The 10,768-nt window shown below is 59.0% G+C and carries 9 protein-coding genes and 4 pseudogenes; 10 read left to right on the forward strand and 3 right to left on the reverse strand.

From position 1 onward, the window contains the following. Both MHK05_RS11520 and MHK05_RS11525 read right to left on the reverse strand, forming a co-directional pair. A pseudogene (locus MHK05_RS11520) lies at positions 1-102 on the reverse strand (IS6 family transposase); the annotation flags it as partial. A 289-nt stretch (positions 103-391) separates the two neighbouring features. Next, a complete protein-coding gene (locus MHK05_RS11525) occupies positions 392-781 on the reverse strand; it encodes a heavy metal-responsive transcriptional regulator (RefSeq protein WP_004601215.1) in 390 nt (129 codons plus the stop codon). A gap of 108 nt (positions 782-889) precedes the next feature. Between MHK05_RS11525 and merA the strand changes: the two genes are divergently transcribed. From merA to MHK05_RS11555, 6 genes and pseudogenes are all read left to right on the forward strand, one after another. After that, positions 890-2,314 carry a mercury(II) reductase gene (gene merA, locus MHK05_RS11530; RefSeq protein WP_239206867.1) on the forward strand — a complete coding sequence of 475 codons (1,425 nt, stop codon included), beginning with the start codon at positions 890-892 and terminating at the stop codon, positions 2,312-2,314. A gap of 146 nt (positions 2,315-2,460) precedes the next feature. Continuing rightward, a complete protein-coding gene (locus MHK05_RS11535; RefSeq protein WP_167371326.1) occupies positions 2,461-3,024 on the forward strand; it encodes a TlpA family protein disulfide reductase in 564 nt (187 codons plus the stop codon). Next, positions 3,021-3,977: a cytochrome c biogenesis CcdA family protein gene (locus MHK05_RS11540; RefSeq protein WP_039676326.1), complete on the forward strand. Its 957-nt coding sequence runs from the start codon at positions 3,021-3,023 to the stop codon at positions 3,975-3,977. Before MHK05_RS11535 ends, MHK05_RS11540 begins: the two co-directional genes overlap by 4 nt. A 376-nt stretch (positions 3,978-4,353) precedes the next feature. Beyond that, positions 4,354-4,504 (forward strand): annotated as a pseudogene (locus tag MHK05_RS11545) (IS481 family transposase); the annotation flags it as partial. Positions 4,505-4,726: 222 nt separating this feature from the next. Further along, positions 4,727-5,023, forward strand: a complete 297-nt coding sequence (locus MHK05_RS11550; protein WP_005531125.1) for a hypothetical protein — start codon at positions 4,727-4,729, stop codon at positions 5,021-5,023. A 532-nt stretch (positions 5,024-5,555) separates the two neighbouring features. Beyond that, positions 5,556-5,633 (forward strand): annotated as a pseudogene (locus MHK05_RS11555) (IS6 family transposase); the annotation flags it as partial. Positions 5,634-5,926: 293 nt separating this feature from the next. On the opposite strand, the gene MHK05_RS11560 reads toward MHK05_RS11555, so the two are convergent. After that, positions 5,927-6,331, reverse strand: coding sequence for a MerR family transcriptional regulator (locus MHK05_RS11560; RefSeq protein WP_005531126.1), 405 nt, complete (start codon positions 6,329-6,331; stop codon positions 5,927-5,929). A 169-nt stretch (positions 6,332-6,500) separates the two neighbouring features. Between MHK05_RS11560 and MHK05_RS11565 the strand changes: the two genes are divergently transcribed. From MHK05_RS11565 to MHK05_RS11580, 4 genes and pseudogenes are all read left to right on the forward strand, one after another. Beyond that, entirely contained in the window at positions 6,501-8,060 is a 1,560-nt protein-coding gene (locus MHK05_RS11565; RefSeq protein WP_070528177.1) for a SulP family inorganic anion transporter, read from the forward strand. Between the two features lie 116 nt (positions 8,061-8,176). Next, positions 8,177-8,441: pseudogene (locus MHK05_RS11570) on the forward strand (transposase domain-containing protein); the annotation flags it as partial. A gap of 466 nt (positions 8,442-8,907) precedes the next feature. Then, positions 8,908-9,501 carry a recombinase family protein gene (locus tag MHK05_RS11575; protein WP_239206868.1) on the forward strand — a complete coding sequence of 198 codons (594 nt, stop codon included), beginning with the start codon at positions 8,908-8,910 and terminating at the stop codon, positions 9,499-9,501. A 283-nt stretch (positions 9,502-9,784) separates the two neighbouring features. Then, positions 9,785-10,369, forward strand: coding sequence for an antirestriction protein ArdA (locus MHK05_RS11580; protein WP_239206869.1), 585 nt, complete (start codon positions 9,785-9,787; stop codon positions 10,367-10,369). Positions 10,370-10,768 lie beyond the last annotated feature (399 nt).

Consider the following 10,768-nt stretch of genomic DNA (forward strand, 5'->3'; position numbering starts at 1 on the left):
TCATTTCTTCCAGATCGCGGTAGCTGAGCCCGTAGCGGCAGTACCACCGCACCGCCCACAGGATGATTTCACGGGGAAATGACGACCGGAGAAGATGCCCATGGCTCTGATTATTTCACGCCGGTCTTTCTACTGCCCCAACTTTGCAACAGCACCTTATAGGCTCAGTTTTGGTTGCGAGTGCTGTGGTGGCAACTGTCAGTCCAGAGGCCAAGAAGCTTTTGGCTCAAAATGCACCAAAGGTATTATCCTCAACCGCCAGAATGTTACTTCCAGGTAAGAAATAGTCCCTATTTATAGATAGCTCCTGGCGGTTAATCCTGTCATCCTGGCTCTCGTCGAGCTGCAACTCTCGCATAGCGTGGTTGCTAAGGAGGTGTGCCCAATTGGATTACAAGTACCTACACACTTGATCGGTGCTGCACGTTTCAGGGTCCGGGTGTGCGGCGTCCTGTCTGAGGTCCGCGATAGTGTCGCGCAGCACGGAGAGCTGCGCGATCTGCTGCTCGATCTCAGCGAGGCGCACGTCAAGCAGGTCGCGCACGTGCTCGCAGGGCGCCTGGCCGCCGTCGCGGATGTCGAGGATCTGGCGGATCTGGGCGAGGGTCAGCCCGGCGGCCTGGCCCCGGTGGATGAACCCGACCCGACCCACGGCATCCTCGGCGTAGTCCCGATAGCCGGAGGCCAATCGCTCGGCCGGAGGGAGCAGCCCCGACTCCTCGTAGAACCGCAGGGTCTTGGTCGTGGTTCCGGTTGCTTCCGCAAGCTGTCCGATCCTCATGTTCGCCGATTCCCCTTCCAATGGCCACCACACTTGACCTTCCATTGTACTGGAAGGTTCACAATGGTTCCATAGGAACTTTTGAACCACAGGGAAGAGACATCTGGAATGACAAACGAAAAGTTCGATCTGGCGATTATTGGTTCCGGCGGCGGAGCGTTTGCGGCCGCGATCCGGGCCACCGGACTGGGCAAGCGCGTCGTGATGGTGGAGCGCGGCACCGTGGGCGGGACATGCGTGAACACGGGCTGCGTCCCGTCGAAAGCGCTCCTGGCTGCCGCGGAGGCCCGCCACGTGGCGTTGGATTCGGCCCGCTTCCCTGGGGTGGCGGCCTCGGCGGGCCCGGTGGACATGCCGGCCCTGATTCAGGGCAAGGCCGCGCTGGTTGAAAGCATGCGCACGGAGAAGTACGTCGATCTGGCCGCGGACTACGGGTGGACGATGATCTCGGGGGACGCGTCGTTCACCGGAACCCAGGACGCACCGCTGCTCCGGGTGATCTCCCCGGATGGTGCAGTGAGAACGATCGAGGCCGGGCACTACCTCGTGGCCACTGGCTCCGCACCCTACGTGCCGCCCGTTCCCGGACTGGCCGAGGCCGGGTACCTGACCTCGACGACGGCGATGGAACTGGACGAGGTGCCCGAATCAATGCTGATCCTGGGCGGAGGCTATGTTGCCCTGGAGATGGCACAGCTTTTCTCCCGGCTGGGCTCCCGGGTGACCATGCTGGTCCGTTCCCGGTTGGCCTCGCAGGAGGAACCGGAGGTATCCAAGGCGTTGGCGGGGGTGTTCGCCGACGAGGGGATCCGGGTGGTCCGGCGGGTCATGGCCGACTCCGTGGCCTCCGGCCCGGACGGGGTCTCGGTGACGGCAAACGTGGCCGGGGGCGAGGAGGTGTTCCGCGCTTCCCGCATCCTCGTGGCACTGGGCCGCCGCCCGGTGACCGAGGGACTGGACCTTGACGCCGTCGGGGTGAAGACCGGCGCATCCGGCGAGATCGTGGTCGATTCCCGCCTGGCCACGTCCAACCCGCGGGTTTGGGCCGCCGGGGACGCGACCGGCCATCGGGAGTTCGTTTACGTCGCAGCGGCCCACGGCGCCTTGGCCGTGGACAATGCGTTCACCGATGCCCTGGCCGAGGTCGACTACCGGCACCTGCCCCGGGTCACCTTCACCAGTCCCGCCATCGGGGCGGTCGGGATGACGGAAAAGGAAGCTGTCGCCGCCGGGATCAGCTGCGAGTGCCGGGTCCTCCCCCTGGAGTACGTGCCGCGAGCCGTGGTCAACCGCGACACCCGCGGCTTCATCAAGGTTGTCGCGGACCGCGACACCGGACGGATCCTGGGCCTCTCCGCGGTGGCCAAGGACGCCGGGGAAATCGCCGCCGCCGGCGTCTACATCCTCGAAGCGGGCATGACCACCGCGCAGGTCGCCGCCGCCTGGAGCCCCTACCTGACGATGGCCGAGGGAATCAGGATCGCCGTCAAGGCCTTCACCACCGACGTCTCCGAGCTCTCCTGCTGCGCCTGAGCTCCAGCCCCCACTACCGAAGCAAAGGAATGCCCTGACCGCCACCGACCAGGCCCTCACCTATCTGTTGTCCCCGAGCACCACCGCACCGACCACGGCACCGCCTGAGTCCCCATCCCCATTCCTGGAAGGAACCACCAGACACCATGACATACCCGAGATCCCGCCGTTCTCTGTCCGTTCCCCGGCCCAGGCACCTCGCCTGCGCCCTGTTTCTGGCAGCGGTCATGGCACTGACAACCGCCTGCGCCAGCTCACCGAGCGGCCCGTCGGCCGCGCCAGGCGGTTCGTCGCCCGACGCGGCCGGTGCCGTTGCCGTTACGGTCTCCGACATTGACGGCACTACCCGGACCATCCCGGACGGTAAGCCCGCAGCACTGTTCTTCTTCTCTGCCGGATGCGGTGAGTGTGCAGAAGGGGCCGATTCCCTGAACAAGGCCTCCACGGCCCTGGGAAGCTCGGCCGACTACCTCCTGGTGGACGTGGACCCCCGAGAACCGAAGGAGACCATCAACGGATTCCGCGATTACATCAAGGCCCCTGAGCTCCCTGCCGTCATCGACACCGAGGCCACACTGACCACCCGGTACAAGGTCACCTCCATAAGCACCCTGGTGGTGGTCGACGCGAAGGGCGACGTTACCTTCCGGGCCACCGACCCGTCTGCGGAAAAGATCCAAGAAGAACTCACCAAGGCCGGTGCCCAATGACAGCCCTGCTTGCCCTGGCCTTCGCCGCTGGAATGATTGCCCCGGTCAATCCCTGCGGTTTCGCCCTCCTGCCCGCCTGGATAGCCCAGACCATCGGGGACGCCCGGACGCGCCCGCTCGCGCTGCGTCTGGCCCACGGGCTCCGGGCCGGGCTCGCGCTCAGCCTCGGCTTCGCCGGGACCCTGGCAGCCTTCGGGCTGATCGTCAGCGCGGGCGCCAGGACCCTGATCAGCGCAGCGCCCTGGCTGGGAATGGCCACCGGGGTGATCCTTCTCCTGCTGGGCCTGGCCATGCTCACCGGACTCACACCACGGCTCCGTCTGCCGGCCTGGGCCACGAAACCCCGCACACAAGAAGCCGCAGGGGCAGGTCACAAAACCGGGCGCATGGTGGCCTTCGGGATCGGATACGCCGCAGCATCCCTCGGCTGCACCCTCGGGGTGCTCCTGGCCGTGATCGCCCAAGCCCAGGCCGTCGCCAGCTACGCCGGGCTGCTCGCGGTCTTCGCCGCCTACGCCGCAGGCTCGGCCACTGTCCTGATACTCGTTTCGGCAGGCACGGCCATCGCCGGGGCCGCCCTCGGGCGAAGAATCACCGGCCTGGCCAAGCACAGCAACCGCATCGCCGCCTTCATCCTCACCATAACCGGCGCCTACCTCAGCTGGTATTGGTATCCCGCCGCCACCGGCGGAACCGCACAGGCCAACAGCCTCGCCGTATGGTCGGCCGCCGCCAGCGCCTGGATCAGCGACAACAGCACCCTGATCGCAGCCCTCGCCGCAGCCGTGGTGCTCGCATCGGCATTGGCCGCCCTCAACCGGCGCAGGAGACTGCGCATCAGACAGGGAACGCCGCCCACAGGCGAGGGTCCCGGGCAAAGCGGGGAACCCGACTGCTGCACACCAACTCCGGACAACAACTCGACCGAGGACCGGCCAGGCACGATCCCGTAGCTGGCCGAGGACTCCCAAAAAGCAATGGGGAGAGGGAACCTTGCCCATCTTCTGGCAAACGAGGCGCGCGCCTATCAGGACAGGTTGGTACAGCGGCATCAGGCCGGAAGTCAATTCGTGCAGAGGACTTCGGGCAATCCGTCAGGAGCCCTCTGTACCGCCCCCGCAATGACGGGAACGTCAGTGTGGTGGACTTCGGAAAGCCACAGTGACACCCACTAGTTGTACTCGACCGTGACGTTGGTGGCACTTTCGGTCTTGTGAAATAGCTAGGCCTCCTGGCTTAGTGGAGCTGTCTAGTTCTTCACTGCCAGGAGGGCCTCTATGCCCAACGGTAACGCCCGCTTGACCACGCATGCGAGAGCGTTGCTGGTGGCCAGGCAAGCTCATCCATATCGATGTGAAGAAACTCAGCCGCACCCCCGACAGCGGCGGTTGGCGAGTCCACGACCGATCCGCGACCGGAAGACCCGATCGGGTTCGACCACGTCCATGCCGCTGTCGATGACCACACCCGACTCGCTTATATGGCCCACTAGCGGTCGCGGAGCGTCCTGAAAACCTAAAGTTTTATGAGACACCCGGCAGGAACTGGAATGTGAGACCGTTTCATGGGGCAATTGGCCTCCTCCCCGTCTCACTAAAGCGTCTCGCCCTAAGTTGTCGCAGGGTGGTGCTCGGTAGGGGTTTGTGAGGCATAATCGAGACATGAGGCTTTTGGGGTACACCCCACTTTTACAATAAGGTACATGTTTGAATTTCGCGTATATTCGCCGACTTTAAAGACAACGTTCTTCTACGGTAGGGAGCCAAGCTTTGAGCAGGCCTGGGACAAGGCCGTGGTCTACATTTTGAATGATGCCCGTTGGAAAGACCAAAGCAATATCATTGATGCCATAGCTGCAACGGAGACAAAGTCAGAACATGCCACAAATGGGTGGATAGACGTCAGCCTTGGCCGGAATATGCAAAATGTTTACGAGCAACACGAAGTTGCGGTCATGATTGATAAAACTGCACGTGTCATGAACAATTTAGGACACTGAGTTAAGTCGGTTAGGGTACACCACGTTACGAGATAATCTTCCAACTCTTGCTCAAGCAGTCAGTCCGGTAGAAGTGATAACTCACGTCCCCTCTACCAACCGCAGTCCCGGACGCGACCGTGGGGCACTTGCTAGTGCCCTCAATTCTGCTCTCGGTCATATATCCGAAATCGTCTCACACCAGCGGCTTTAGAATCTTCAGGTGATAACACCGGCGCGTCCCACACAATAAGCCCAGATCGTTTTTCAGTGATAGATCCTGCTGCAGTCGCCGGTCGGCACGTGCTGCTAGTGGAGGACACTTGGGTCAGCGGAGCCAGTGCGCAATCAGAAGCGGTATCTCTGCACCGAGCAGGCGATCACCATGTCACTGTCATGTGTATCGCCAGGATGCTGAAAGCCAAGTGGGAAGACGGGACTTACTTGGCATCTCAATACGCCACCTTGCTGCCTCCACAGCAAGACACTACAGTTTTCAATCCTTAAACAAGGAGATCTGAACATACTTTTAGACGGCGCTGTTGCAAAGTTGGGCCAGGGCACGATGTTTACCTACGGGCACCCGAACCCAGACGCGGTGATCGTCAGCCGGATATTCGAGACAGCTTAAGCACCCCGGAGCAAGGACAACTAATGTCTTGAGGGTAGGCTTTTCGACCCTGGCCCAACTTTGCAACAGCACCGCGTAGGTAAAATAACGGGTTAAGTGACAATTTTCGATTATGTGACCTTGGATGACTGTGTCGTTTTGAGGAGTCGTCTGCACGGATTTCAGAAGTCCTCTGCACTATCGCCATCCACTCCGGAGAGGCCGCGGGCGTTCGTCCACTTCATCTGGAACGCGACTCGACAGAGCGCATTCAATCGGATGGTCTCTTTCTCCCTGCGAAGGATGGGGGCACTTTAGGGTGCCAGGGTGTTGACCAGATCGAGGAATTCCTCAGCGTAGGCAATTTGCTTGCGTAGCTTTTCGTAGCGGGTGCGCGTCTCCTCACGAATGTCGGCAAGGGTGGCCTTGGCATTACTCCGTGCCTGCTGTGCGGGATCACTGTCCTGCCCGCCATCTGAACTATGAAGAATCTCCGCAGCTTCCAGGAATTCTCGCATCTGATCCAGAGTAAACCCCAGCGGTTTCATCCGTCGCACCAGCAAAACACGACGTACATCAGCCTCACTATAAAGCCTGAACCCACCAGGGCTACGCCCCGATGGGGTAATCAGGCCGACGTTGTCATAATAACGCAAGGTGGGAATCGACAACCCAGTCTGGTCAACGACCTCGCCGATCTTGAAATTACTGTTTTGCATTGCCTGTTCTCCTTCACGGTGATGTTGCCCACGGGTTCCTGTGCCTGGGTTGGCGGTTGAGTAAAACTCCCGCTACCATGACCACCATCACCAAACCTAAAGTTACTAGAGGGTTGGATTCCTTTCGGGCGTTCGCCCAGTTACCTATCCCCTCAAAGATTGGACATCTATGACTGAAACTAGCACGGCGGCCCCCCGCCCCCTCCTGAGTCCAGACGGCGCTGATGCCCCTACCGGGATCATCGCATCCTTCCGTTACGCATTTTCTTCCCCCGCCCGTATCCGTATAGAGATTCTGGCCGGACTGGCGGTATCCCTGGCGCTGATCCCTGAGGCCATTGCCTTTTCCATCCTTGCCGGTGTTGACCCAGCCATGGGTCTGTTTTCCTCGGTAGTCATGGCCATTGCGATCGCCTTTACCGGTGGCCGCCCGGCAATGACCACCGGCGCCACCGGGGCTATTGCCCTAGTCATTGCTCCTGTGGCGCGTGGTTACGGGATGGATTATTTCATCGCCACCGTCTTGTTGGGCGGTGTCCTACAAATCGTGCTCGGAGCCCTCGGTGTGGCGAAACTTCAGCGTTTTATCCCCCGATCGGTGATGCTGGGTTTCGTCAATGCACTGGGCATTATGATTTTCACCGCCCAACTCGAACACCTCATTGATGTGCCTTGGATGGTCTACCCACTCGTCGGCTTGGGTGTGGTGATCATGATTTTCTTCCCCAAGCTCACCAGTGTGATCCCCGCCCCGCTGGTCACGATTATCGTGCTCACCGGTTTGGTCATTGCCGCCGGTTTGACTGTCCCGACGGTCTCGGACATGGGCAAGATGCCGGAGACCTTACCGTCCCTGTTTATTCCGAACGTGCCGTGGACGTTGGAGACCCTGCAGATCATCGCGCCTTATGCCCTGGCCATGGCCGTGGTCGGTCTCATGGAATCGTTGATGACCGCCAAGCTCGTCGATGACATCACCGACACTCATTCCGATAAAACTCGCGAATCCTGGGGACAGGGGGTGGCTAATATTGCCTCCGGTTTCTTCGGCGGCATGGGCGGCTGCGCGATGATCGGTCAAACCATGATCAACGTCCGCGAATCCGGGGCACGTACCCGCCTATCCACCCTGTTAGCCGGTGTGTTCCTGCTGGTCCTGGTCCTGGCACTGGGCGACATCGTTGGCATGATCCCGATGGCTGCGCTGGTGGCAATCATGATCATGGTCTCGGTCGGCACCATCGACTGGCACTCGGTGCATCCACGCACCCTTAAACTCATGCCGGTCTCTGAGACCATTGTTATGGCCGTGACGATTATTGCGACCCTAGCCACCAGCAACCTGGCCATTGGTGTGGTGCTGGGTGTGGTCACCGCGATGATCATGTTCGCCCGTCGGGTGGCACATATCGTTTCCATTGAAAAGGTCTCCGATATCGACGGCGACGGCGATGGCGAGATTGATACTCGTACCTACCGGGTGCATGGCCAGTTGTTTTGGGCATCAAGCAATGACCTGGTTTATCGCTTTGATTACACCGATTCTGCCCGTCATATCACTATTGATCTCACTGAGGCGGAGATCTGGGATGCCTCCACGGTCGCGACCTTTGACGCGATTACGCAGAAGTTCCAGGACAGAGGCAAAACCGTGTCCATTATCGGGCTCGACGGCCCCAGTCAGGACCGGCTGAACCGACTGTCTGGCCGGCTTGACACCGGCCACTAACATCCCCCGACTCGAGCACATCGACTTGGCGCCCCAACTTATAACCGGGGCGCCAGTTTATTGGTGCTGTTGCACAGTTGGGGCAGTAGGAAGAGTGACGTGAAATAGTCACAGCCATGGGTATCTTCTCCGGTCGTCATTTCCCCCGTGACATCATTCTATGGGCAGTGCGGTGGTACTGCCGCTACGGGGTGAGCTACCGCGATCTGGAGGAAATGATGACTTCAGCGGGGCGTGCCGGTCGATCACACCACGATCTACCGCTGGGTCCAGAAATACGCCCCTGAGCTGGACAAGCAAACACGGTGGTACCGGCAGGTACCTGACTGCCAGGCCAGTTCCTGGCGGGTCGATGAGACCTATATCCGAGTCGGCGGCAGGTGATGCTACCTCTATCGGGCGATCACCGCCGGTGGCCAGACCGGTATAGGATAGTCGCTTTATAGGTCCATGCTGATTCGCGCTCTGGGGTACACCCTATTGTTACGCCGGTGTGCGACAGAATGTTTCCTGTAAAAAGGGCCGTTCCTAGCATTGTTTTACACGTGTCTAGTGGGGTCTAGGCCTTATGTTTACAGAAAGTGGTGAGTGTGGTGTTGTCGTCTGACGGTTTCCATATTGAAAGTCATATTGACTCTGTGCCCGCGTTGGCGCGAGTGAAAGATCTACATGGTGGATTATCGTCGGGACAGCAGGCGTTGGGCAGGATTGTACAGTCCTTGCTTGCTGACGCTGACGGTCTCGACGGTGTTCAGCTTTACGCCCTCTCGGATGCAATCGAGTCATATCGTGATGCGGTCATAGAACAAGAGACTGTTTCCTTTAAACCCTCGCGGGGCGAAGACTAATGGGCAATGACCCTGGTTCGCATGGGCAGCGGGTGGGCTATATCCGTGTTTCCACGGTGGAGCAGAATAATCAGCGCCAGAAAGAACTACTCAATGCTTCCGGCAGGATTGACCGGTTCTTTGAAGATAAGATTTCCGGCCGCACCAAGACTGCACGCCCTGGACTTGGCGAATGCATGGCCTATGTGCGCGACGGTGACGAACTCGTCGTCTCGTCAATTGACCGCCTCGCCCGATCGCTAACCGATCTTCGCGGTATTGTCGATGAACTCACCGGCAAGGGCGTGACTGTTACTATTCTGCATGAGAATCTCGCGTTTGCGAAAGACACCACGGATCCGCGCGCGGATCTTATGCTCGGTATTTTGGGTTCGTTTGCGGAGTTTGAGCGGGCCATTATCCGCGAGCGCCAGGCGGAAGGGATTGCGTTGGCGAAAAAGGCCGGCAAGTACAAAGGCCGCAAACCTGCCCTTGGCCCACAACAGGTAGCGGAGATTAAGAGGCGCACACTGGCAGGGGAGTCGAAAGCAGCCTTGGCCCGAGAATTCGGAGTCACTCGCCCTACCGTGTATCGGGCGTTGAAAAACGCCTAGGATGGCGCGGGCCTGACCCCTGGACAGTGGACACGTCGGGGGTCAGGCCCGTTGTTTGAACTCGGGCGTCTAACCCAGAGGTCGTAGGTTCGAATCCTGCCCCCGTTACTAACTTCCGTCCCCTACCAGGGAATGAACTGTTCCCCATTTGTTGGATAGAGAAATCAAGTGTCATCTAGTAGAGAGCGGTGAGTCCAGGGGTATTTTTTATGTCTTCACACCGGGTAGCGACCCGGTGCGGAGTTAGTGGTGGCAAGTCAGTCACTAACAAGGAGGACCGAGCATGTTCACCCAACGAGAAGCACCCGATACAGTTCTAGAGCGCGAGCCTGGCGCGCTTGTCATGTGCGAGCACTGCTACACCGTCGACGGTATCGACAAAGGGCGATTTATTAAAGTATCTGAATGGGAAGGTGTTCCGACCGCTAAAGACGTGCATGAGTGGAATGGATATCCCATGACAGATAGGTGTAGTGGCGCGATAATATTCCGTTCCTATGGTGTGCCAGAAGGCTATTCAATTGAGCCGGTAAACGTTGAAGCATGGACTGCTGCATATGAGCAGATCGGCTACACACTATGGCCCGCCTTTTGTCGCTGGGCTGAAGATGGTGTTGTTGTTGAAGATATGGACAACGTCCCCGATGTTGCCACTTTTGAAGAACAGTTCTGCGGATGGTGGCCGAGCTTTTATGAGTACGCGCTAAATCTCGCCGAAGACACTGGATTGATGGAGGATACTGACCCCGACTCTCCGTTACGGACCTACTTTGACTGGGACTCCTGGGTGAGTGACCTAGCTTACGATTACGCCGTCACCGCTACCGACGCCCGCGAGGGTGGAGTATTTATCTATCGCAATTTCTAACACTCAAGACCCCGTTGCTGCTTATGCAGTAGCGGGGTTCATTTTTTCGACCAGATACTGACCATGTGTGGTTAGTATGTGGTTAGTGTGTGGTAGAGACCATACAGTGACCAGATAGCGACCACGTGTGGTTAGTGTGTGGTGGCAACCAGATAGCGACCAGATACAGACCAAGTACTGACCATCTATGGTTCGTGTATGGTAGCGACCATACAGCGACCATACAGAAGCCATCTACTAACCACGTGTGGTTAGTGCCTAAAGCCACCTACGGGTGGTGAAGTGTCCCGGGTTTTGTTCCTAGGCATTTGCCTTGATTTCCATTATTTCTTGGGCCGGGTTGGTTTCCCAAAACTCTGACTCAACCTCAGCTGGCGTGCGATAGCCGAGACTTTGGTG

The sequence above is a fragment of the Corynebacterium nasorum genome (assembly GCF_022347325.1).
Classification (GTDB): Bacteria; Actinomycetota; Actinomycetes; order Mycobacteriales; family Mycobacteriaceae; genus Corynebacterium; species Corynebacterium kefirresidentii.

Excerpts from the sequence above, each read along its gene's own strand:
- merA (WP_239206867.1), top strand. The coding sequence starts at position 890 with ATGACAAACGAAAAGTTCGATCTGGCGATTATTGGTTCCGGCGGCGGA.
- MHK05_RS11525 (WP_004601215.1), bottom strand. The coding sequence starts at position 781 with ATGAGGATCGGACAGCTTGCGGAAGCAACCGGAACCACGACCAAGACC.
- MHK05_RS11540 (WP_039676326.1), top strand. The coding sequence starts at position 3,021 with ATGACAGCCCTGCTTGCCCTGGCCTTCGCCGCTGGAATGATTGCCCCG.
- MHK05_RS11565 (WP_070528177.1), top strand. The coding sequence starts at position 6,501 with ATGACTGAAACTAGCACGGCGGCCCCCCGCCCCCTCCTGAGTCCAGAC.
- MHK05_RS11550 (WP_005531125.1), top strand. The coding sequence starts at position 4,727 with ATGTTTGAATTTCGCGTATATTCGCCGACTTTAAAGACAACGTTCTTC.
- MHK05_RS11580 (WP_239206869.1), top strand. The coding sequence starts at position 9,785 with ATGTTCACCCAACGAGAAGCACCCGATACAGTTCTAGAGCGCGAGCCT.
- MHK05_RS11560 (WP_005531126.1), bottom strand. The coding sequence starts at position 6,331 with ATGCAAAACAGTAATTTCAAGATCGGCGAGGTCGTTGACCAGACTGGG.
- MHK05_RS11535 (WP_167371326.1), top strand. The coding sequence starts at position 2,461 with ATGACATACCCGAGATCCCGCCGTTCTCTGTCCGTTCCCCGGCCCAGG.
- MHK05_RS11575 (WP_239206868.1), top strand. The coding sequence starts at position 8,908 with ATGGGCAATGACCCTGGTTCGCATGGGCAGCGGGTGGGCTATATCCGT.